The organism is Pseudomonas sp. SORGH_AS_0199 (assembly GCF_031453735.1).
In the GTDB taxonomy this organism is placed as follows: domain Bacteria; phylum Pseudomonadota; class Gammaproteobacteria; order Pseudomonadales; family Pseudomonadaceae; genus Chryseomonas; species Chryseomonas aestiva.
Window position 1 is genome coordinate 2,260,082 of record NZ_JAVJAE010000001.1, and the last position, 20,903, is coordinate 2,280,984.

At 68.2% G+C, this 20,903-nt stretch carries 20 protein-coding genes; 4 read left to right on the forward strand and 16 right to left on the reverse strand.

What is annotated here, in order from left to right; genetic code table 11:
* Positions 1 to 282 precede the first annotated feature (282 nt).
* The 10 genes from QE444_RS10575 to dapA form a co-directional block, all read right to left on the reverse strand.
* Positions 283 to 1,044 (reverse strand): DeoR/GlpR family DNA-binding transcription regulator, encoded by a 762-nt coding sequence (locus QE444_RS10575; RefSeq protein ID WP_208694625.1) that lies wholly within the window; start codon positions 1,042 to 1,044, stop codon positions 283 to 285.
* A gap of 55 nt (positions 1,045 to 1,099) precedes the next feature.
* On the reverse strand, positions 1,100 to 1,783 hold the full coding sequence (locus QE444_RS10580) for an SDR family NAD(P)-dependent oxidoreductase (RefSeq protein ID WP_263259041.1): 684 nt from the start codon (positions 1,781 to 1,783) through the stop codon (positions 1,100 to 1,102).
* 11 nt (positions 1,784 to 1,794) lie between these two features.
* Positions 1,795 to 2,925 carry an exo-alpha-sialidase gene (locus QE444_RS10585; protein WP_208694627.1) on the reverse strand — a complete coding sequence of 377 codons (1,131 nt, stop codon included), beginning with the start codon at positions 2,923 to 2,925 and terminating at the stop codon, positions 1,795 to 1,797.
* Complete coding sequence (locus QE444_RS10590; protein ID WP_184291223.1) at positions 2,912 to 4,324, reverse strand: sodium:solute symporter family protein; 1,413 nt, start codon at positions 4,322 to 4,324, stop codon at positions 2,912 to 2,914. Before QE444_RS10590 ends, QE444_RS10585 begins: the two co-directional genes overlap by 14 nt.
* A 78-nt stretch (positions 4,325 to 4,402) precedes the next feature.
* A complete protein-coding gene (locus QE444_RS10595) occupies positions 4,403 to 5,728 on the reverse strand; it encodes an MFS transporter (RefSeq protein ID WP_187978850.1) in 1,326 nt (441 codons plus the stop codon).
* Positions 5,729 to 5,754: 26 nt separating this feature from the next.
* The gene (locus QE444_RS10600; RefSeq protein ID WP_263259044.1) at positions 5,755 to 6,705 is read right to left on the reverse strand and encodes a phosphoglycerate dehydrogenase; all 951 of its coding nucleotides are present in this window, start codon (positions 6,703 to 6,705) and stop codon (positions 5,755 to 5,757) included.
* Between the two features lie 11 nt (positions 6,706 to 6,716).
* Positions 6,717 to 7,730: a 4-hydroxythreonine-4-phosphate dehydrogenase PdxA gene (pdxA, locus tag QE444_RS10605; RefSeq protein WP_074584374.1), complete on the reverse strand. Its 1,014-nt coding sequence runs from the start codon at positions 7,728 to 7,730 to the stop codon at positions 6,717 to 6,719.
* Positions 7,723 to 8,976 carry a four-carbon acid sugar kinase family protein gene (locus QE444_RS10610; protein ID WP_187978853.1) on the reverse strand — a complete coding sequence of 418 codons (1,254 nt, stop codon included), beginning with the start codon at positions 8,974 to 8,976 and terminating at the stop codon, positions 7,723 to 7,725. The genes pdxA and QE444_RS10610 overlap by 8 nt, the downstream gene beginning before the upstream one ends.
* Positions 8,973 to 10,139, reverse strand: a complete 1,167-nt coding sequence (locus QE444_RS10615; protein ID WP_187978854.1) for an iron-containing alcohol dehydrogenase — start codon at positions 10,137 to 10,139, stop codon at positions 8,973 to 8,975. Before QE444_RS10615 ends, QE444_RS10610 begins: the two co-directional genes overlap by 4 nt.
* A gap of 12 nt (positions 10,140 to 10,151) precedes the next feature.
* Positions 10,152 to 11,027, reverse strand: coding sequence for a 4-hydroxy-tetrahydrodipicolinate synthase (gene dapA, locus QE444_RS10620; protein WP_150340685.1), 876 nt, complete (start codon positions 11,025 to 11,027; stop codon positions 10,152 to 10,154).
* Positions 11,028 to 11,389: 362 nt separating this feature from the next.
* Between dapA and QE444_RS10625 the strand changes: the two genes are divergently transcribed.
* From QE444_RS10625 to QE444_RS10635, 3 genes are all read left to right on the forward strand, one after another.
* Positions 11,390 to 11,866 carry a heme-binding protein gene (locus tag QE444_RS10625; RefSeq protein ID WP_273861179.1) on the forward strand — a complete coding sequence of 159 codons (477 nt, stop codon included), beginning with the start codon at positions 11,390 to 11,392 and terminating at the stop codon, positions 11,864 to 11,866.
* A gap of 11 nt (positions 11,867 to 11,877) precedes the next feature.
* On the forward strand, positions 11,878 to 12,276 hold the full coding sequence (uraH, locus tag QE444_RS10630; protein WP_309738404.1) for a hydroxyisourate hydrolase: 399 nt from the start codon (positions 11,878 to 11,880) through the stop codon (positions 12,274 to 12,276).
* Positions 12,277 to 12,583: 307 nt separating this feature from the next.
* Positions 12,584 to 13,366 (forward strand): lipopolysaccharide biosynthesis protein, encoded by a 783-nt coding sequence (locus tag QE444_RS10635; protein WP_309738406.1) that lies wholly within the window; start codon positions 12,584 to 12,586, stop codon positions 13,364 to 13,366.
* A gap of 20 nt (positions 13,367 to 13,386) precedes the next feature.
* On the opposite strand, the gene QE444_RS10640 is transcribed toward QE444_RS10635, so the two are convergent.
* From QE444_RS10640 to QE444_RS10650, 3 genes are all read right to left on the reverse strand, one after another.
* Positions 13,387 to 13,824 carry a YqaA family protein gene (locus QE444_RS10640; RefSeq protein WP_263259080.1) on the reverse strand — a complete coding sequence of 146 codons (438 nt, stop codon included), beginning with the start codon at positions 13,822 to 13,824 and terminating at the stop codon, positions 13,387 to 13,389.
* 112 nt (positions 13,825 to 13,936) lie between these two features.
* Positions 13,937 to 14,476 carry a thioredoxin domain-containing protein gene (locus QE444_RS10645; RefSeq protein WP_187978857.1) on the reverse strand — a complete coding sequence of 180 codons (540 nt, stop codon included), beginning with the start codon at positions 14,474 to 14,476 and terminating at the stop codon, positions 13,937 to 13,939.
* Between the two features lie 85 nt (positions 14,477 to 14,561).
* Positions 14,562 to 15,605, reverse strand: a complete 1,044-nt coding sequence (locus tag QE444_RS10650; RefSeq protein WP_263259051.1) for an SDR family oxidoreductase — start codon at positions 15,603 to 15,605, stop codon at positions 14,562 to 14,564.
* Positions 15,606 to 15,767: 162 nt separating this feature from the next.
* On the opposite strand from QE444_RS10650, the gene QE444_RS10655 reads away from it, so the two are divergent.
* A complete protein-coding gene (locus tag QE444_RS10655) occupies positions 15,768 to 17,165 on the forward strand; it encodes a CoA transferase (RefSeq protein WP_263259052.1) in 1,398 nt (465 codons plus the stop codon).
* A gap of 5 nt (positions 17,166 to 17,170) precedes the next feature.
* Here the strand turns inward: QE444_RS10655 and QE444_RS10660 are convergent, their stop codons facing one another.
* The 3 genes from QE444_RS10660 to QE444_RS10670 all read right to left on the reverse strand — a co-directional run bounded on the left by QE444_RS10660 (position 17,171) and on the right by QE444_RS10670 (position 20,897).
* The gene (locus tag QE444_RS10660) at positions 17,171 to 17,842 is read right to left on the reverse strand and encodes a response regulator (protein ID WP_208694635.1); all 672 of its coding nucleotides are present in this window, start codon (positions 17,840 to 17,842) and stop codon (positions 17,171 to 17,173) included.
* Positions 17,839 to 19,239: an ATP-binding protein gene (locus QE444_RS10665; RefSeq protein ID WP_208694937.1), complete on the reverse strand. Its 1,401-nt coding sequence runs from the start codon at positions 19,237 to 19,239 to the stop codon at positions 17,839 to 17,841. The genes QE444_RS10660 and QE444_RS10665 overlap by 4 nt, the downstream gene beginning before the upstream one ends.
* Before the next feature lie 221 nt (positions 19,240 to 19,460).
* Entirely contained in the window at positions 19,461 to 20,897 is a 1,437-nt protein-coding gene (locus QE444_RS10670) for an efflux transporter outer membrane subunit (RefSeq protein WP_263259054.1), read from the reverse strand.
* Positions 20,898 to 20,903: the final 6 nt, after the last annotated feature.

Sequence of the window (20,903 nt, forward strand, 5' to 3'; positions counted from 1 at the left end):
CTTTTCGCTGTGCAGGGCAGGTACCCAGCCAAGCCGGCGAAGGCGTGAGTACATCTGCTTCGCCGGTGGCCACATACCGAACCATTGCCGTATCGGCTGCGGGTGGCCTCTATGCACTCAGCTCAGGCGCCGGCCAAGGGTTGGCGTCAGGAGCCGGCGACACGGTTTAGGGTGGCACCCAAAGCACGCCTGGAATGAAGCTGGTGTGTGGATCACAGCCGCCTACCGCGTTTAACGACTGACCCTTACGCCAAGGCCCTGCGTAGATCAGCGCGTTAGCGCTCAGGACACCACTTCGACGCGAACCAGCCCCTGCTGCCTGAAGGGGGTCAGGACCTCGCTCGCCGTCGCATCGGTGATCAGCGTCCAGTCCGTCTTGAGCGGCGTCCAGTGTTGCTGGCGATCACGCCCCAGCTTGGTCGAGTCCGCAAGCACGAAGACCTCGGCGGCCTGCTGGATCATCAGCTCCTTGAGGTAGGCCTGCTCGGTACTGGCCTCGCAAAGGCCGCGGCCGGCGACCACGCCGTCGGCGCTGAGGAAGACCTTGTCGGCCGACAGCCGCTCCAGCATGGTGAAGGCCGCCGGGCCGAAGGTGGACATGCTGCCGGGGCGGAGGTCGCCGCCGAGCAGGGTGACGTGGCCTTCGGGCAGGTCGCGCAGCAGCGGCACCGCCAGCAGGTTGTTGGTGATGACGTGCAGGCCGCGTCTTTCGTTGAGCAGCTTGGCCAGGGCGGCGGTGGTGGTACCGCCGTCCAGCACCAGGGTGTCGTGGTCATTGATATGAGCCAGGGCGGCGCGGGCGAGCAGGGCCTTTTCCGGGCCGGACTGGTTGCTGCGTTGCTCCAGGGATGGCTCGGGCTCACGGGTGCCGATGTGGGTCGCGCCGCCGTAGGTGCGCAGGATCTGGCCTTCTTCCGCGAGGGCGGTCAGGTCGCGGCGGACCGTGGCTTCCGACACTCCCAGATGCCGGCAGAGGGTTTCGACGTTGGTGTGACCGGCGAGAACCAGTTCGAGGATGGCCTGGCGACGTTTGGCGACCTTCATGGGGAATCCATCGGGAGAGACGGCGCTACTCTAGCGCAGTCACGCTTCCCCCACATCACAGCGAGGCGCCGCCGCAGACCGTCAGCGTCTGGCCGGTGAGGGCGCCGGCATCCGGGCCGAGCAGGAAGGCGGTCAGGCCCGCGACCTCTTCAGGCTGCACATAGCGGCCCAGCGGCGGCAGCCGCGGCGGCGTGCCGGCACGACCCGGATCACGCAGCATGGGCGTCTCGGTCGCCCCGGGCGCCACCAGATTTACGGTGATGCCACGCGAAGCCAATTCCAGCGCCCAAGAACGCACCAGGCCCACCAGGGCTGCCTTGGTGGCGGCGTACTGGCTGCGTCCGGCCGCGCCCTGCATGGTGCGGCTGCCGATCAGCACGATGCGCCCGCCCGCGGCGAGGCGCTCGATCAGGCGGTCCACCAGGCGGCTGGCCACGGCGACGTGCAGGTGCCACATGGCGGTGCCATCGGCCGGGTCCAGCGCGCCCAGCGGCGCGGTACGCATGAAGCCGGCCGCATGGACGATGGCGTCCAGCGGGCCAATGTCGGCCAGCACGGCGTCCAGTGCCTGGTCATCGGCCAGGTCGACGCCGATCCAGGTCAGCGCCGGATGTTTGTGCTCGGGCGGGCGGCGGCTGAGGCCGGTCACCTGCCAGCCCTCGGCGAGCAGGCGCTGGGCGATGGCGGCGCCGATGCCGGAGCTGACGCCGGTAATCAGGGCATGAGGCTGAGTTGTCATCGCCGTCTCCTCTAACGCAGCGCGGCCAGCGGCAGGCGGACGTGCTTGATGCGCTGACGAAAGTAGGTGAAAGCCAGGTGGAGATCACCGTCGGGCGCTTGCACCAGGCTCGGATAGGAGTACTCGCGATTGAGCTTCTCGGTGGAGTTGTTGGTCAGGCAGTAGCCATCGCCGGCCTCGACGTCCAGGCGCCGCCAGCTCTGACCCTCGTCCGTGGACACGGCCAGGCTCATGGGGCCGCGCGGCACGCCCCAGACAGCGCTGCGTTCACCGTCCTTCGCCACCGGATCGACGCGGCTGTCGCCATCGTCGATCTCGTCATAGAGCGAGGCGCGGCGCTCGCTGTAGTCGGCGGCGCTGGTGGGGTTGTAGGCCACCACCAGTTCGCCGCTGGTGAGGCGAACGAACTGGATGGATGAGTTGTTGTTGGGCAGGGCCGTCGGGGTAGGTGCGCTCCAGCTGCGACCGCCATCCTGGGAGCGGCTGGCATGGATGAAGTCGGCCCAGCGACTGCGGAACAGCGCCAGCAGGCTGCCGTCACCCAGCAGCTGGATATTCATGTGCACGCAGCCGCTGCTCTCGGGCACCGCATGTTCGGTCCAGCTGCGGCCCTGATCGCCGGAAATCAGCACGGCGCTGGTGTCATGGCTGCCCACCCACTTCTCGCCGGCGCGGGCGATGCAGTGGAAGATCGGCAGCAGCCAGTCGCCATTGGCCAGCACCACCGGCGGCTGGCGAACAAAGGTTCCGGGGGTGTCGATCAGGGTCTCGATCGGGCCCCAGCTGTGGCCGCCATCGGTGGACAGGCGGCGGCGGACGATGGCGGTGTCCTGGTTGCCGGCCAGTTGGGCCGTCCACAGCAGCCACAGCGGACAATTCGGCGCCTGGAACAGGATGGGGTTCTGTTCGGAGCGGGTCGGGTCGTCCGACAGCTGCACGGGCTCGCTCCAGGTCCCGCTCGATGGATCGCGGCGGCTTAGCAGCACCGAGATGTCGGCCTTGCCTTCCTGGGTGCCGGCGAACCAGGTGCACAGCAGGGTGCCGTCGGGCTGAGCCAGCAGGTTGGCGGCGTGGTTCTGCGGATAGGGCGTCGGCAGGAAGCTGTCCTGGCGGCCGGCGATGGCGATTTCAGTGATGGACATGGGGGACCTCAGCAGGGGCGGCTTTGGCGGCGGACTGGGGGAAGAGCCGTTCGATGACCACGACGATGGCGGGCGTCGCCAGGGCAACGTACATGTTGTCGATGCCATAGGGGTTGCCCAGCAGATACCAGACGCTGGTGGTGATGGTCGAGGCCAGCAGGCCCAGGGTCGCGCCGCGATTGGTGGCGAACAGCGGCAGGTAGATGGCGATCATGGCGATCACCGCGATGGACAGGCGCAGCGCCCGGGTAAAGAACGACAGGTTCAGGATCTCGGGCACGAAGAACACGAAGAACAGCGGCACGAAGCCGATGATCAGGGAGATCACCCGGGTGGCCTTGAATTCACGCTCGGGCGTCGGCTTGCGCAGCGGCACGTAGAAGTCGCGGACCACCAGCGAGGCGATGGCCAGGGCCACGGTGCTGACGCTGACGAAGATGGAGGCGACCAGGGAAATGGTCACCACGCCGGCCAGCACCGGGTGCATCGACTGCAGGAAGACCGGCAGGGCGTAGAGGCTGCTCATTTCCGGATGCAGGTACCTGGACGCGACCCCGATGAAGCCTAGCGCCAGGGAGATGGGGATGCACAGCAGCGAGGCATGGAAGGTGGAGCGTTGCGCGGCGCGGGCATCCTTGGTCGAGGAGATCGCCTGGATGATGAACTGGGTGGAGAAGATCGCGCCGACGGTACCGATGATCCAGGCGAAGATCTTGCTGCCGCCGATGGCGCCGTCCCAGGTGAAGTAGTGCTCCGGCATGTTCTGCATGACCGGGGTGAAGCCACCGGTCATGTGCAGGGCCACGCCCGTGACGATGAGCACGCCCACGTACTTGACCGCGGTGTGCAGGATGCTGACGTAGGCCACGCTCTTCAGCCCGCCGAACGCGTAGTACAGGGTACTGACGATGGCGGTGATGAAGGCCGCGGTGGGCAGGTTGATCTTGAGCACCGTGGCGATGGCCGCGGCGCCGCTGACGTAGTTGCCCACGTTCACCAGCAGGAGGGCGTAGATCATGATGATCGACACCATCAGCTTGGTGGACAGGCCGTACTTCTGGGCGATGAAACCGGAGATGGTGAATTCGCCGGAGGCGTAGAGCTTGCGCGCCATCAGCAGGCCGAACAGTGGAAAGCCGATGGCCGCGGCGATCACCGACCAGGAGGCGGCGAAACCACTCTCGAAGGCGGCCTGGGCGGTGCCCACCGTGGACTTGGCGCCGATGAATTCCGACATCATCAGGATGCCCACCACGAAGGCCGGCATGCTGCGCGCGGCCACCATGAATTCGCCGCTGGTGCGGCTGCGCAGGCGGATGCTGAGCCAGGTGGTGAAGAGAATGTAGACCACCACCATCCCGATGATGATGGCGGTGCTTTGCACGTCGAACGTCTGCATGGAAATCGCTCCGTGTTGTTGTTGTACGAGCTTTTTCACAGGGCGCCGACAGGCCGCCGGCGCCCTGAACGAGGAACGTCAGTGGCTGGGTTGGCCGGCGCCCAGCAGGTCCGCCTCCGGGTCGTCGTCGGTGACGATGGGTTCCACCCGGCCGAGCAGGAACAGGTAGTTGAGGATGGCCGCCACGATCAGCGCCGCCGAGAACAGCAGGGCGATGTTGAAGGAGCCGGTGGTGGCGACGATGAAGCCGGTGACGATGGGGCCGACCACGCCGCCCATGTTGGAAACCGAGTTCTGCAGGCCGGCCAGCATCGAAGTCATGCCGCGCGGGGCGATATCGCCGGGCATGGCCCACACCTGGGTGGCAGCCACGGTGGTGCCGGACTTGGCGATGCACAGCAGCACGATGGCGATCCAGGCCGACTCGGCGAAGGCGGCCAGGCCGATGCAGGAGGCCATCAGCAGGCCGACGATCAGAAAGGTCTTGCGGATCGTGGTCAGCGAATAGCGGCCACTGCGGTAGATGCGGTCCGACAGCCAGCCGGCGAAGACTTCCACCACCATGGCGATCAGCAGCGGCAGCGCCGCCATGAAGCCCATGGAGATGAGGTCCATGCCCTTTTCCTTGACCAGGTAGGTGGGCAGCCAGGTGATGAAGAAGTAGGAGTTGTAGTTGATGAAGAAGAAGCCCAGGCACATGGCCCAGACGTTGCGGTAGCGCAGCAGCTCGTACCAGCGCATGGCCGGCTTCTCGCCATTGCCTTCGCGGCGCCGCTGGCCTTCGCGGATGTAGCGCAGCTCGGCCTCGTTGATGCGCGGGTGGTCTTCCGGATCGTTGCGGTAGAAGGCGAACCAGGCCAGGGCCCAGAGGATGCCGAGGGCGCCGCTGATGACGAAGGTCAGCTTCCAGCCGAACAGTGCGATCAGGCCGACGATCAGTGGCATGGCCACCGCGCCGCCGAACTTGGAACCGCTGTCGAAGATGCCCGAGACGGTGGCGCGCTCCTTGTCGGGAAACCAGCGCGAGGTGATGCCGGCGTTGCTCGGGTAGGCCGCCGCCTCGCCGATGCCCAGGCCGATGCGCAAGGCGAACAGCGACTTGAAGCCCGTGGCGAGGCCGGTCAGGGCGGTCGCCAGCGACCACCAGAGCACCGCGCCGCCCAGGGTGGCCTTCTGACCGAAGCGGTCGGCCAGCCAGCCCGCGGGCAACTGCAGCAGGGCGTACGACCAGAAGAAGGCCGACATGATCAGCCCCATCTCGGTCGCGTTGAGGGCGAATTCCTTGCTGATGAAGGGTGCGGCGGCGGAGAGCACCACCCGGTCGATGTAGTTGATGGCGATCGCTGTCCACATCAGTCCGGCGATGATCCAGCGAATCCTGGTGGCCTTGTTGTTGTTATCCATGATCAGGTTCCGAAAGGGGTAGGGGGTCAGGGGGCGACGACGACGGACTCCAGGGTGCCGCTGCCGGTGAGGGCGGCGACCACGTTGCGGGCGCAGGTGAGGCTGAGGATGTCCAGCGCGCCCGGGGTGTAGCCGGCGATGTGCGGTGACACCACCACGGTGGGCAACCCGTACAGCGGGTGCTGGTTGGCCGGCTCGTCCTCGAACACGTCCAGGGCCGCGCCGCCCAGGTGGCCGCTGTGCAATGCCTGGTAGAGCGCCTCTTCATCGACGATGCCGCCGCGCGCGGCGTTGATCAGGTGGGCGCCCGGCTTCATCAGGCCCAGTCGCCGTGCGTCCAGCAGGTGGCGAGTGGCGTCGGACAGGCCGATGTGCAGGGTGACGAAATCGGCTTCGGCGAGGAGCTCGTCGAGGGCGCGAAACTCGATGCGTTCGCGGTCGGCGAAGGCCTGATCGGGATAGGGGTCATGGGCGATGACGCGCATGGCGAAGCCGCTGGCGCGCCGCGCGACTTCCTTGCCGATGCTGCCCAGGCCGACGATGCCCAGGGTCTTGCCGTGGACATCCGCGCCAAACAGCCGTGGCCACTCGCCGGCGCGGGTCTCCCGATCGGCGCGAGCGACCTGGCGGGCCGAGGCCAGCAGCAGGGCGAAGGTGTAGTCGGCCACCGCATGGCGGTTGGAGTTGGGCACGTTGCAGACGGTCACGCCGCTGGCACGGGCCGCGTCGAGGTCGATGTTGTCGACCCCGACGCCGTGCTTGCACACCAGGCGCAGCTGCGGCAGGGCCGCGAAGGTGGCGGCGTCGAAGACATTGAAGGCGGTGATGGCCGCCTGGCACTCGGCGGCCGCGGCAATGAAACCCTCGGCATCGATGTCGGCGGGCAAGGTCACCACGTCGATGCCGTGGCGGGCCAGCAACTCCAGGGGTTCCCGGGAGTACTTGGCGAAGGAGGGCGAGGTGCAGACGACTTTCATGGTCAGGCTCCTCAGGCGGCCTGGCTGGCGCGATGCCGGCTGGCGAGTTCGGTGGCCTGGCGCAACGCCTCGATGAGGCTGCGCTCGTCGGCGATGCCCTTGCCGGCGATGTCGAAGGCGGTGCCGTGGTCCACCGAGGTGCGGATCACCGGTAGGCCGACGGTGACATTGACGCCCGCCTCCAGGCCCATGACCTTGACCGGCCCGTGGCCCTGGTCGTGGTACATGGCCACCACGCAGTCGAAATCGCCGCGACCGGCGCGGAAGAACAGGGTGTCCGCAGGCAGTGGGCCTTCCACGCGCCAGCCACGGGCGCGCAGCTCGTCGATGGCCGGCTGGATCTTGGTTTCTTCTTCCCCGTAGCCGAACAGGCCGTTCTCGCCAGCGTGGGGATTGATACCGCAGACGGCGATCAGCGGGTCCTGGATGCCGGCCCGCTGCAGGGTGGCATGGGCGCGCTCGATGGTGCGCTTGACCAGGCCCGGCTCGATGCGCGCGATGGCATCGATGATGCCGATGTGGGTGGTGACGTGGATGACCTTGAGGATCGGCGTCATCAGCATCATCGACACCTCCTCGGTGCCGGTGAGGTGCGCCAGCAGCTCGGTGTGCCCCGGGAAGATATGACCGCCCGCGTGCAGGGCTTCCTTGTTCAGTGGCGCGGTGCAGATGGCATCGAGTTCACCGGCGGAGGTGAGCTGCACGGTGCGTTCGATGTAGCGATAGGCGGCGTCGCCGGCCAGGGCGGACAGCTTGCCGTAGGGCAGGTCGGCGGGAATCAGACCGAGGTCGATGCAATCCACCACGCCGGGCTGGAAGCGCGCCTGATCGGGACGCTCGATGGCGTTGATCTGCAGGCGACCGCCGACGATGCGATTGGCATCCTCCAGGCGGCCCGCGTCGCCGATGACCAGCGGGCGGCAGCTGTCGTAGACCGAGGCGTGGGCTAGGGACTTCATGATGATCTCGGGACCGACGCCGGTGGCGTCACCCATGGTGATGCCGATGACGGGACGTTCAGACATGGTGGGCTTCCTTCTGCAGGGAGGCCGTGGCGGCCTGTGCGGGTAGGCTGGCGCGCAGGTGGCGCCAGGCATCGAGGAGGGTGTCGGGTTGGCCGAAGCCGCCGGCCTTGGTCACTATCCGCAGGGCGCGACCGCGCCAGCGGGTGCTGGCCAGGGCCACGCCCGGGGCGAGGGCGCCGTGCAGGTCCAGCGCCGTGATGCCGGCCTGGGCGAGCAGGGCGCGAGCGGTCTCGCCACCGGTGGCCATGACGGCAGCGGCTTCCTGCAGGACGGGCTGCAGCAGTTCGGCCAGGGCCTGGCTCAGGGCCACAGCCTGGCGCGGGTCGCGGGCCTGCTGGTCAAGGCTCACCAGGACGTCTTCGCCGCGGGCGAGCTGCCGAGCGAGGGCCGCGGCCAGCGCGGTACGCTCGGCGGCGTGCTGCGGCTCCAGCAGCCAGGCAGGGGCCAGCCGCTGCCAGTGTTGGCCGCTCCCCGCCACCAGTCGCTCGGCCTGGGCCTGGGAGTGTCGTGACATGCTGCCCACCACCGTGAGGATCGGGCCGTCCCCATGAGGGCGGAGTGCGGTGTGGCCGGTCAGGCCCAGGGCTGCAGGCAGCGCCTCGGCCAGGCCTGCGGAGCCGACCCAGAACAGCTGCTGCGCCACGGGCGCGGAAGCCCGGGCCAGTGCCTCCAGGTCCGTTTGCCGCTCGGCGTCGCAGACCAGCGCGGGCAGACCACTGTCCAGCGCGCGGCGCAGGGCGGCGGCCAGGGCCACCGGCTGACGAAGGGTGGCGAGATCCAGCCGCGCACAGCTGATGCCGTGATCGGTCAGTTGAGCAACCAGATCGGCACTGCCGGTCAGGCCTTCGTTGCGCCAGACATCGGTCTGGTCGACCGGTACGCCGTCCAGGTACTGGATACCCCCCAGGGTGGTGCGGCCCAGTGCCGGGTAGGCGGGCGCGACCAGGGCCAGGCCGCGCGGGGTGAGGGCCGCCACCTCGGCGGCGACATTGCCACGCAGGGTGGAGTCGATCTTCTTGTAGAGCGCGGCGCCCGCCAACGCCGGGTGCCCGAGCAGCGCGGCGTGGCGTGCGGCCGCCGCACGCGCATCCAGTCGACGGCTGTCCAGATCCAGTGCCGTCACCGGCGCCTGGGCGTCCAGGGCCTCGGCGTCGAGCAGCACCCGGGTCGCTTGGGCCTTGGCAAAGCCCAGGGCGCAGTCGGCGGCGCCGCTGAGGTCGTCGGCTAGGATCAGCAGGCGGGTCATGGCAGCAGGCGCCGGTACAGCGCCTGGATGTCGTCCAGGCTCAGCGGCTTGGGATTGTTGACCATCAGCCGAGTGACCTTGGAGGCCGCCACGGCCATCTCCGGCAGATGCTCCTCGCGCACGCCAAAGGCGGCCAGGTCCTGGGGGATTTCCAGGGTGGCGGTCCAGGCGGCGATCTGCTCGATCAGCTGGTGCGCGGCGGCTTCGTCGCTGTCTTCCGCGCGGGCCAGGCCGCAGACCATGGCGGCGCGCTTCAGGCGCGGCGCGCAACTGTCCAGGTTGAAGGCCATGACATGGGGTAGCAGCATGGCGTTGGCCACCCCGTGGGTGACGTGGAACTTGCCACCGAGGGGATAGGCCAGCGCATGGACCGCGGCCGTACCGGCGGCGGTCAGGGCCACGCCGCCGTAGGTGGAGCCGAGCAGCATGTCGCTGCGGGCGCGCACCGAGTCCGGCTGCTGATAGGCCTCGACGATACTGCCGGCGATCAGGCGCATGGACTCCAGGGCAAAGGTATCGCTGACCGGGTTGGCCTTGTTGGAGATGAAGGACTCCAGCGAATGGGTGAATGCATCCATCCCGGTAGCCGCGGTGATGGCCTTGGGCAGGCTCAGCGTCAGCAGCGGATCGAGCAGCACCAGCGCGGGCAGCAGGTGGCGGCTGACCACGCCCACTTTCAACTCTTCGTCGGGCAGGGTGACGATGGCATTGGGCGTCACTTCCGAGCCGGTGCCGGCGGTGGTCGGGACCAGCACGGTGGGCAGCCCGGCGCGGGCGACCTGGTCGATGCCGAGCATGGATCTGAGCGACTGCTCGTTGGTGAGCATGACCGCGAACAGCTTGGCGGCATCCAGCACCGAGCCGCCGCCGATGGCGAGCAGGGCGTCCGGTTGGCGCGGCGAGACCTGTTCGCGAAAGACCTGCTCGATGTTCTCGAGGGTCGGCTCGATCTCGACGTTGTCGATGACGGCCACGTCGATGTCGCGGGCGGCCAGTTGCGCCTTGACGCGCTCGGTCACGCCCAGGCCATGCATGGCGTTCTGGGTGACCAGCACCACGCGGCGCAGCGGGACATCGAGGAGGGCGAGCTTGTCGCCGAGCTGATCCAGGGCGCCGGCGCCGTGGACCAGGTGTTTGACGGTCTGGAAATGATAGAGGGACATGGGCGCTCCGGGTCAGTCGCGATAGATGGCCAGCAGGCCTTCGAGCTTGTGCACCGTGGCTTCGTCCAGCGGCGCGACCGGAGCGCGGCAGGGGCCGACCGGGACGTTGAGCAGGTCGGCGGCCTTCTTCAGTACCGATGGCATGGTGCCCAGGGCGAAGGCATCGCGCAGCGGCCGCAGCTTTTCCTGGGCGGCGCGGGCGGTGGCGTGATCGCCGGCCTGGAAGGCGTTCCAGATGGTCATGACGACCTGAGGTACCGCGTTGGCCGTGGCGGCCACCGCGCCATCGCCGCCGGCCAGCAGGTTCCAGTAGATGAGGGAGTCGGTACCGGCGAAGACGGCGAAGTCATCGCTGCGGTACTTCATCATCTGCACCAGGGCGTCGAAGTTGCCCGCGCTGTCCTTGATCCCCTTGATCTGCGGATGCTGGCTCAAGGTGGCCACGGCGCCGATGCCGATCGACATGCCGGTCTTGGCCGGAATGTTGTAGAGCATGAGCGGCAGTGGGGAGGCGTCGCCAATGGCTTCGTAATGAGTGATCAGCTCTTTCTGGCTGACAGCATTGAAGTAGGGCGTGATCACCGACAGGGCATCGACGCCGCGATCCGCCATCTTTTTGTTCAGTTCAATCACTTCGTGCGTCGCGAAGGCACCGGTACCGGCTACGACCGGGACCCGGCCGCCCGCGGCGTCCACCGTGAGCTCGGCGATACGCAGCTTTTCGGCTTCGGAGAGGGCGAAGAACTCGCCGTTGGTGCCCAATACGAACAGGCCGTGGACGCCGGCGCCAATCAGGTTTTCGATCAAACCGCGCAAAGCGTTTTCATCGACACGTTGTTGGGCGTCAAAGGGGGTAACGAGGGCGGGAACGATGCCGCGGAATTTCATGGTCATGCCTACCTTGTGATTGTTCTGATCACAATAAAGCATGTTTTGATCTAATCGATCAATAGCGACCCGATGGTTTTGCGTGGTCGATGGGCCTGTGCACTTCCGGAAAGCAACGGCCCTTCGTGAGCCCACTGTCGACTCGGGTCGCTGGCAATAGAGAGGGATCAAGGCAACGGGAGCCTCGGCGCGTTACCCACGCGCCGCGAGGCAGGAATGTCAACGCTGCGGGCGAGGGGTGACGCTGTCGGGTCGGGACAGCTATCTCGCTGATCCTTCTGACAAAATTGTCATTCTGCAGTACCCGTTCCTGACCGAACGATCAGGATAGGTTGGCGGGGTCATCTCCTGGACCTCGAATCATGTCGCGCTTTCTTTCCTCTCTCACCCTCGCGCTGCTGGGCGCTGCCGCCCTCGGTCAGGCGCAGGCGGCGCTGCCGCAGCACCCCGATCTCGACCTCGCGGCCGCGCAGCGCCTGGCGCAGGCCGCGCCCTGCAGCGCCGCGCTGGCGGTGCTCGACCGCAGCGGTCAGTTGATCCTCCTGCAACGCGATACCCGCGTCGGACCGCACAACGCCGAGGCGGCGCGGCGCAAGGCCTTTACCGCCCTGTCCACCCGCACCCCGTCGCAGGCGCTGGCCGAGCGCGCCCGGCAGAACCCGGATGCGGCCAACCTAATCACCCTGCCCGAATTGCTGCTGCTCGGCGGTGGCATCCCCCTCTACGAAGGCGACCAGCTGGTCGGCGCCCTGGGCATCGCCGGTGCCGGCGGTGGCGGGGCGGACGAGCGCTGTGCGCTGGCGGCCGCTGGACACCTCAACCTCACCTCTCATCCTTGAAGGAAATCTCCATGAAGACGTTCGTGCTGTTGTGTGGCCTGGCCCTGTCCGGCTTCGCGGTCGCCGCGCCCAATCCCCTGAGTGTCCACGTGCTCAACCTGGAGGACGGCAAGCCGTCGGCGGGGGTGCACGTGACCCTGGAGCGCCAGGTAGGGCAGGGCTGGCAGCCGCTGGCGGAGGAGGTCACCAACGAGCAGGGCCGGGTGTCGGCGCTGTTCCCCAAGGAAAGGACCTTCGAGAAGGGCGAGTACCGGGTGGTCTTCAAGACCGGCGACTACTATCGCCAGCAGGGCCGCAGCGCCTTTTTCCCTGAGATCCCGGTGGTGTTCGACGTCACCCAGCCAGAGCAGCACTACCATATCCCGCTGTTGCTCAGCCCCTACGGCTTCAGCACCTACCGCGGTTCCTAGCGGCAAGGCCTCCCAGGCTGGCCAGAGTATCCAGCCTGGGAGGCGCCAGGGCAGCAGCGGTCACGACTCAACGCCGGACTTTGTAAGGATCCGGATACAAGGTGGCGACGGACTTTTACCTGGGGTAGAAATCCAGCAGTGGCAGGTTCACGCACAATGGGCGACGGGGCCGCAGCGCTGTCCGGTGCTGGGCCCTGTCACGTGGCGCGTTCGCTAGTGGTCGATCGGCGCGCCAGGTCTGGTCATCGTCACTCCGAGGAGTCGTACCTTGTACCTTTCACCCCTCTCGTTCCGCCCGACCGAAGCTGTGAGTTCGAGCGCTGGCGCCTTCGCCGCCTGGCGCAATGCCTACCGCGGCCCCGTGCTGCTGCTGGCCTCGGGGCCGTCGGCGGGCAGGCTCAACCTGCCGGTCTGGCGGGACATTCCGGTCATCACCATGAATGGCGCCATCGCCAAGTTGCTGGGCAGTCCCCTGAGTCCGCTGTTCTACGTCTGCAGCGATCTCAGTTTCGCGCAGCAGCAACCCGAGCTCTATCGACAGGGACTGGAGCGGGCCACCCGGCTGGCACTCTGGCCGAAAGCCATCCAGGCCCTGCCCGCGGAACTGGCCGCCAAGGCGCATCCGCTGCACCGCGCGCCAGCCACACGCCTGGAGCACCACCTGGGCGCCGAACAGGAACAGGCGCAACGGCTGCCTGCCTGGTTCAGTCGTCGCGCCCGGGATATCGGCTTCAGCTGCAACCTGGATTACGGCATCTTCGATGTCCGCACGGTGGCCTTCATCGCCCTGCAACTGGCCTATCACCTGGGATTCACCGAGATCTATCTTGCCGGCGTCGATCTCGACAGCGACCGTCCGCGGTTCTACGAGGATGGCCGCTCGCCGGCGTCGCCCTGCGGCCTCGACGAGCACCTGCACAGTCGCATCCTGCCCGGCCTGCAGGTCATGCAGACCGCGATGCGCGCCGCGGGTCGCCAGGTGTTCAACCTGTCGAACTGCAGTCGTATTCCCGCTGAACTGATTCCGCTTGCCGATCTCGCCGCCGTGGAAACGCGCTGGTTGTGGCGCCGCCGGCGTCAGCTTGGTTAGCGAACGATAGCCAGGCCGACTCAGCGCCAACCCAGGGCAAGACCCCAGACCACGGTGTAGCGCGTGGCCTTGGCCAGGGTCACCACCAGTAGAAAGCGCCACAGCGGTTCGCGCATCACCCCGGCCACCAGGGTCAGGGGATCGCCGATCACGGGCATCCAGCTGAGCAGCAGCGACCACCAGCCCCAGCGCTGGTAGGCCGCCTGGATACGGTCAAGACGTTGCGGCGACAGCGGAAACCAGCGGCGTTGGCGAAAGCGTTCGAGGTGGGTGCCCAGCCACCAGTTCAGCGTCGAGCCGGCGACATTGCCCAGCGTCGCGGCCAGCAGCAGGAGCGCCGTGGCATAGCGCTCGGTGAGCAGCAGCCCGGCCAGGGCCGCTTCCGATTGCAGGGGTAGCAGGGTGGCCGCACCGAAGGCGAGGGCGGCCAGGCCCAGGTAGACGCTCAGGGCTTCCAGGATGAGTCTCCAGCGGGGAGGGCCATCAAGGGTCTGTCTCGGGTCGGGACGGGGCCGCCGAGCATAGCGCGAGTGGTCAGGCTACGCCGCCTCTCGACCCTGGGCCTGCTGCTCAACCCAGTCGAGCGAGCCAGTCCGCGACCGAATCCCCGCTGCTGATATCGAGCTGCACCAGGCCATCGATCATGAAGGTCGGCGAGACATGGATACCGTTCTGCCGGGCGTACTTGCAGTGCCACTTGATGGCGTGCTGCAGGTCCGGATTGGCGAAGGCGTCGGCCAGGGCCAGGCCGCTGTAGCCTTCCAGGCGCGCGATGATGTCGTTGGGCGTGGCGTCGCGGTTGGGGCCGGTGGCGTGATCCTTGAACTCGAATTCCTCGCGATGGGCCGCCACCGCGGCCAGCACCGCCTTGGCGCTCTCCCTGCCGCCGTCGAGGGTGGCGGCGGCCAGCACGCAGCGCACCACCACCCCGGAGAACAGGTGCCAGGGTTGGGATTGCAGGCGGATCTTCAGGGTGATCCGCTCAGGGCCGGCCTGGGTCAGCAGGTCGTCGAGCTTGTTGAAGGCCTTGACCGAAAAGGGGCAGGTGGGCTCGAGAAAGACTTCGAAGGTGCGGGGGCCATGGCCCCAGGTGAGGGTGTCGGCGTACAAGGTAGAACTCCAATGGCGAGACGTTGGGGTTGAGACCGCATGTCGTCCCGGGCGTTTTGCCTCTATCGGGACGGCGCGGGATGCCTCAGGGAATCAGTCGCCGCCGACGCATGTCCTCCAGGTGCGCGAGCAGGACCTCGTCCGATCTCAGGACCATCTGCCCGAAGCCGGCCTGCCGCGCCTTGGTCACATCGAAGATGGCGTCCTTCTCGACATGGAAGATGAAGTCGCCGAAGGCCCCGGGCGCAATCCGCTCGGGATCGGCCTCGGCCAGTCCTTCCCCTTGCGCCAGCGTCTGCCAGAGCGGCTTCAGCGCGGTCAGGCGCTGGGCCAGGGAGATGGGTTGCGGCTCGCCCACGTCCAGCCCGAACCAGTCGGCCAGCTGTGGCCAGACGTGACTCCAGCGAAAGACATCGCCGTTGGTGAGGTTGAAGGCGCCATCGTGCTGCTCTTCGGCGGCCCAGACCGCGGCTTCGCCCAGCAGCGGCGCGGCCGTGACGTTGACCAGGGCGCCGCGATAGGCCTGCTCGGTTCCGGGGAATTGCATGGCGGTGCCGGTCGCCTTGCACAGGGCGCCGTAGAGACCGATCAGGTTGCCCAGGTTCATGGCCGAGCCCAGTGAGTGACCGATGACGATGTCGGGGCGCAGGGCGGTCCAGCGGATGCCGTCGGCCTCCAGGCTGCGCACGAAGTCTTCATGGCGGAAATAGAGGTTGGGCGGGAAGTGGCGGCTGTCATCCTCGCGGGCTGGGGTCTTGTACACCCCCAGGTGGGCGCCGTAGATCTTGCCGCCCTGGACGAAGGTGATGCGGGCCAGGGGGGCGCCGGCATCCCGTACCGCGGCGACCAGGTTCTCCAGCATAGCGGCGTTTTCGTCCGCCTCGACGCCTGGGTCGAGGTTGGGCTTGAGGGCGCTGTAGAAGAGATGGGTCACGCCGGCGAGATCGGCCTTGGCCGCGGCCAGGCTGGCCGGGTCCAGCAGGTCGGCGGTCAGATGAGGAAAGCGACTGGGTGCCTGTCGCGAGCGGCCGACGGTGGTGATGGACCAGCCGGCCTTGGCGAAGGCGTCCAGCACGGCCTGGCCGATGATGCCGCTGGCGCCGGCGATGAGGAGTTGTCGTGCGGTCATGGGGTCTCCCGATAGCGTGGGTGGGCTGATGAAGGGGAGACCCAGGCAGAGGGCGATTTGTCCCCGTGTCGCGCTGGACGGTAGACGGACGAACGCCGGTGTCCTGCTCGCGCAGGCAGGGCTACTGTGAGAGCACTGCCTGCTGCCGCGGAGGACCTTGCCTTGACCCACCCGTCCCGTACGCCTGCCGTCTTTCAATCCCTGCTCGACGAACTCGTCACCGCCCTGGATCTGTCTGCCGCCCAGGCGGCGAATCTGCAGGTCCGGGGCAACGATAGCCTGGCCTCCTGCTTTCCGGTCAGCGACCTCGCCACGGCGGCGATCGGGGTCGCCGGCCTGGCCGCCGCCGATCTGCTGGCCGAAGGGGCACCCGGATTGCCGGTGCAGGTGGACCGGCACCTGGCCGCGGCCTGGTTCAAGACCTCCCTGCGTTCCCTGGGCTGGGAATTGCCCGACGTCTGGGATGCGATCACCGGCGACTACCGTACCCGCGACGGCTGGCTACGGTTGCACGCCAATGCGCCTCATCACCGGGAGCGTGCCCTGGCCGTGCTGGGCTGCGCCAATAGCCATGACGCCGTGGCGCGGGCCATGGCGGGCGGGTCGGGCGAAGACCTGGAGACGGCCATCGTCGCGGCGGGCGGCTGCGCGGCCAGGCTACGTACCCAGGCGGATTGGCAGGCGCATCCTCAGGGCCAGGCCGTTCGCGCCGAACCCCTGATCGCCCAGGAATGGACAGCCATTGCCACCGCGCGCGACTGGCGCCCCGATCCACAACGCCCCTTGCAGGACATTTGCATCCTCGACCTGACCCGCATCCTCGCCGGACCCATCGCCACCCGCCTGCTGGCCGGGCTGGGCGCCGAGGTGCTGCGGATCGATCCCCCCGACTGGGACGAACCGGCCCAGGCACCCGAGGTGACGCTGGGCAAGCGCTGCGCGCGATTGGACCTGCGCCGGCCGGCCGACCGTTGGGTGTTCGAAGCCTTGCTGGAAGAGGCAGATGTCCTGGTGCACGGCTATCGCGCCGACGCTCTAGAGCGGCTCGGCTATGGTGCCGCCCAGCGCCGGGCATTGCAGCCGGCGCTGATCGACGTGTCCCTGTGCGCCTACGGCTGGACCGGGCCCTGGGCCCTGCGGCGCGGCTACGACAGCCTGGTGCAGCTGTCCTGCGGCATCGCCGCGGCCGGGCGCGACTGGCAGCAGGCGCAGCAGCCGGTGCCTTTGCCGGTTCAGGCCCTCGACCACGCCACCGGTTACCTGATGGCGGCCGCGGTCATCCGCGGCCTCACCGGTCGCCTGCGCGAGGGCCGTGTGCTGAGCGCGCGCCTGTCGCTGGCGCGTACCGCCTGCCTGCTGACCGAGCATCCCGCCGTGGCCTACGCGCCCCTTTATACCAGCGTGCAGGACGCCGACTACGATGCCACCCCCGAGCCCACCGCCTGGGGGCCGGCGCTGCGGTTGCGCCCGCCGCTGCAGATCGGCGACCTGCGCCTGCACTGGCCGCGGCCGGCTACGCGGCTGGGATCGGCGAGTGCGGCCTGGTCGAGCGCAGGCTGAGCGGGTCAAGTCTCCAGGCAATAGCCCACGCCATAGATGGAGCGGATCAGCTCGCAGTCTGGGTCGAGGCGGTGCAGCTTGCGGCGGACGTTGCGCACGTGGCTGTCGACGGTGCGGTCGGTGAGGATGCGGTAGTCGGTGTGCAAGTGGTTGAGCAACTGGTCGCGCGAAAGCACCTTGCCGGGGTGCTGGGCCAGGGTCGCCAGCAGGCGGAATTCCACCGGGGTCAGCTCCAGCGGCCGCCCGTTGAAGCTGGCCTGGTAGGTCTCGGTGTCCAGCTGCAGGCCGCTGGGCGCGGGCCGGCCGTCCGGCACGCTGCTGCGGCGCAGCACGGCCTTGACCCGGGCCACCACTTCGCGCGGGCTGAAGGGTTTGCAGATGTAGTCGTCGGCGCCCAGTTCCAGGCCGAGCAGGCGGTCGATCTCGTCGACCCGGGCGGTGACCATGATGATCGGCAGGGCGCTGAAGGTGCGTACAGCGCGGCAGATCTCCAGGCCGTCGAGGCCGGGCAGCATCAGGTCGAGCAGCAGCAGGTCGGGTGGCGTGGCGCGGAGGGCGGCCAGGGCCTGTTCGCCGTCGGCGTGCCAGTCGCAGCTGAAGCCGGCGGCCTTGAGGTAGTCACTCAGCAGGGCGGCGAGCTTGGGTTCGTCTTCCACCAGCAGAATGGTCTGGCTCATGCCGGGCTCCGGTCAGCGAGGGCGGGCAACCGCAGTTCGAGCCAGAGGCCGCCAAGCGGTGATTCCCTGGCCTGCAGCTGACCGCCATGCACCTCGGCGATGCCGCGACAGATGGCCAGGCCCAGGCCGGCGCCGCCGCTGCGGCGGCTGCGCGAGCCTTCGACGCGGTAGAACCGCTCGAACAGCCGTTCGCGGTCGGCCGCGGGCACCCCGGGCGCGGAGTCCTGCAGATCGACCTGCAGCAGGTTGCCGAGCTGGCGCGCGGCAAGGTGCACCTGACCAGGGGCTTCGGTGTACCTCAGGCTGTTCTCCAGCAGGTTGTAGAACAGCTGGCCCAGGCGCGCCTCATCGCCGCGGATCAGCAGCGGGGTATCCGGCAGCTCCAGCCGCAGTTCCAGGCCGGCCTGGCGATAGCGCGGGCGCCAGGCATCGGCGGTCAGCGCCAGCAGGGTCGCCAGGTCCAGCGCTTCGTGGCGGTAGGTGGGGCCGCCGACTTCGGCCAGCGACAATTCGAATAGATCGTCCACCAGCTTGTTCAGCGAGCCGACCTCGGTCTGCAGCGACTTCAGCCCGCTCACATCCAGCGGGCGGATCCCGTCCTCCATGGCTTCCAGTTCACCCCTGAGCACCGCCAGGGGCGTCCGCAATTCGTGGGAGATGTCGGCCATGAAGGCGCGGCGCTGCAGCTCGTTGCTGGCCAGGACGCGGGCCAGGCGGTTGAAGTCCTGGGCCAGCTGGCCGGCCTCGTCGGCGGAGCGGATGGGCAGCTGGATGCCGTAGTCGCCGGCCGCCAGACGATGGGTGGCGGCGGCCACGGTGCGGATCGGGCGCAGCAGGGTGCGGGCGATCCACCAGGCCAGGGCGGCGGCCAGCAGCAGGCAGACGAAGGCGATCACCAGGCTGGAGCGGATCTGGCTCTGCTGGAAGCGGCGGTCGCCGTCGCTGATGACCGCCTCGAAGGGCGTCAGCGCCAGCCAGCCGACCACCCGGCCCTGCCAGTGGATGGCCCGCAACAGCGGGACGGGCGGCAGGTCGCGAAAGCCGATCAGGTAGCGATGCTCGGCATCCAGCAGCGAGAAGCGCAGAAAGGCGCCGGTGAGATCCGACACCGGCGGGGAGGGGCGGACGCTGGTATTGGCGGGCAATTCCGGGCGCAGCAGCTGGATCCAGGCCTCGGGCGGGTGCTGGTTGAGCAGGAAATTCCAGTCGCCATGCTCGGCGTAGGCGTGCTCGAAGCGCGGCACCAGGGCATCCAGCCGCTGTTCGGCTTGGCCGTTGAGATAGCCGAGGAAATCCCGCGAGAAACTCAGGTAGGAGGCCCAGGCCATGCCCAGCACGGCGAAGGCGCAGAGCGCCAGGGCGGCGAGAAAGACCTTGGCGGAAAGGGACAGACGCAGCAGGCCCATGCGGATCTCGACGGCGGAAGGTAAGGGCACGCTAGCAGCTCCACGGGTGGCTGTCAGAACCTATTCTTGATCTGCTGCGCGTCGGCCAAACGGCGTTGAAAATGGCTTCGGAATGCTCATTTACCACTCGTAAACTCGAACGCGAGTGCGATCCGCTTCCTCAACCATTTTCGCCTTGTTTGTCTCTAGCTCGCGAGATCGAGAACAGGTTTTCAGGGGGCGTCGGCCAGACGCGCGGCCTGCCAGTCGCCACCCAGCGCCATCTGCAGCTGGACGCTGGTTACCAGCTGGCTGGATTCCAGTTGCAGCAGGCTCTGCTCCTGGCTCAGCTGGGTCGCCTGGGTGGTGGCCACGTCCAGGTAGTCGATGATGCCGGCTTCGTACTGGTCGCGGGTCACGCTGGCCGAATCGCGGGCGGCGGCCACGGCGCGGCGCTGGGCGGCGAGTTCGGGGCCGAGCACCTGCAGCGCCACCAGGTCGTCTTCCACCTCGCCCAGGGCGGTGAGTACCGTCTGCCGGTAGCTGGCGACCTTGGCATCGTAGGCGGCGCGGGCCTGGTCGACGCTTGCGCGGGTGGAACCGAAATCGAACAGGGTGCCGGAGAGGGTCGGTCCCAGTGACCAGAAGCGGCTCGGCGTCTTGAGCAGCTCGCCGAGCAGGCTGCTCTGGTAGCCGCCGCTGGCGCTCAGGGTCAGGTCGGGGTAGTAGGCGGCGGTGGCCACGCCGATGGCGGCATTGGCGGCGGCCACCTGGCGCTCGGCCTGGGCGATGTCCGGGCGGCGCTCCAGCAGGGCGGTGGGCAGGCCGGCGGGAATGTCCGGCAGCCGGGCCTGCCATCGGGGATCGGCGGCCAGGTCGAAGTCCGCCGGCGGCTTGCCCAGCAGCAGGGCGATGGCGTGTTCCAGCTGGGCGCGCTGGGTGGTCAGGGCCAGCCGATTGGCGTCGGCGCTCTCCAGCTGGGTCCGTGCCTGGGCGAGATCGGCACGGGAGGCGAGCTGTTCGTCGTACTTGTTCTGGATCACCGCGAGATAGCGGCGGTAATCGGCCAGGGTCTGCTCATAGAGCGCCAGGCGCCGATCCAGCACGCGCAGCTGGAAGTAGTCCTGGGCCAGTTCCGCCTGGGCGCTGAGGGTGGCGTTGGCCAGCTCGGCGGCACTGGCCTGGGCACTGGCATGGTCTTCTTCCAGGGTGCGGCGCAGCCGGCCCCAGAGGTCCAGGTCCCAGCTCAGGCCGAGGCTGAGGCTGTCGGCGTTCCTGACCGTGGCGCCGCCGGCACTGGTACTGCCGCTGTCGCTGCTGCTGGCGTTCTCGCTGCGGGTGGTCTTGGCGTCCAGGGTGGCGCTGGGCAGGGTCTCGGCGCGGCTTTCGCGGACCAGGGCGCGTGCCTGGCGATAGAGCGCCTGGTACTGGGCGACGTTCTGGTTGGAGACCGCCACCTGGGTCAGCAGGGCGCTGAGCTGGGGATCGTCGTAGCGTTGCCACCAGGCGCCCTTGGCCTGATCGTCACGCGGGCGGGCGGCCTTCCAGCCAGCTGCCTCCTTGAATTGCGTCGACAGCGGGGCGCTGGGCCTTTGGTAGTCGGGCCCGACGGTGCAGCCGGCAAGCAGGGTCAGCAGGAGCAGCGGGGGCAGGAGGCGCGGGAGCGGCATGGTCGT

Coding starts and splice junctions, on each gene's coding strand:
- QE444_RS10575 (WP_208694625.1), bottom strand. CDS start 1,044: ATGAAGGTCGCCAAACGTCGCCAGGCCATCCTCGAACTGGTTCTCGCC.
- QE444_RS10580 (WP_263259041.1), bottom strand. CDS start 1,783: ATGACAACTCAGCCTCATGCCCTGATTACCGGCGTCAGCTCCGGCATC.
- QE444_RS10585 (WP_208694627.1), bottom strand. CDS start 2,925: ATGTCCATCACTGAAATCGCCATCGCCGGCCGCCAGGACAGCTTCCTG.
- QE444_RS10590 (WP_184291223.1), bottom strand. CDS start 4,324: ATGCAGACGTTCGACGTGCAAAGCACCGCCATCATCATCGGGATGGTG.
- QE444_RS10595 (WP_187978850.1), bottom strand. CDS start 5,728: ATGGATAACAACAACAAGGCCACCAGGATTCGCTGGATCATCGCCGGA.
- QE444_RS10600 (WP_263259044.1), bottom strand. CDS start 6,705: ATGAAAGTCGTCTGCACCTCGCCCTCCTTCGCCAAGTACTCCCGGGAA.
- pdxA (WP_074584374.1), bottom strand. CDS start 7,730: ATGTCTGAACGTCCCGTCATCGGCATCACCATGGGTGACGCCACCGGC.
- QE444_RS10610 (WP_187978853.1), bottom strand. CDS start 8,976: ATGACCCGCCTGCTGATCCTAGCCGACGACCTCAGCGGCGCCGCCGAC.
- QE444_RS10615 (WP_187978854.1), bottom strand. CDS start 10,139: ATGTCCCTCTATCATTTCCAGACCGTCAAACACCTGGTCCACGGCGCC.
- dapA (WP_150340685.1), bottom strand. CDS start 11,027: ATGAAATTCCGCGGCATCGTTCCCGCCCTCGTTACCCCCTTTGACGCC.
- QE444_RS10625 (WP_273861179.1), top strand. CDS start 11,390: ATGTCGCGCTTTCTTTCCTCTCTCACCCTCGCGCTGCTGGGCGCTGCC.
- uraH (WP_309738404.1), top strand. CDS start 11,878: ATGAAGACGTTCGTGCTGTTGTGTGGCCTGGCCCTGTCCGGCTTCGCG.
- QE444_RS10650 (WP_263259051.1), bottom strand. CDS start 15,605: ATGACCGCACGACAACTCCTCATCGCCGGCGCCAGCGGCATCATCGGC.
- QE444_RS10660 (WP_208694635.1), bottom strand. CDS start 17,842: ATGAGCCAGACCATTCTGCTGGTGGAAGACGAACCCAAGCTCGCCGCC.
- QE444_RS10670 (WP_263259054.1), bottom strand. CDS start 20,897: ATGCCGCTCCCGCGCCTCCTGCCCCCGCTGCTCCTGCTGACCCTGCTT.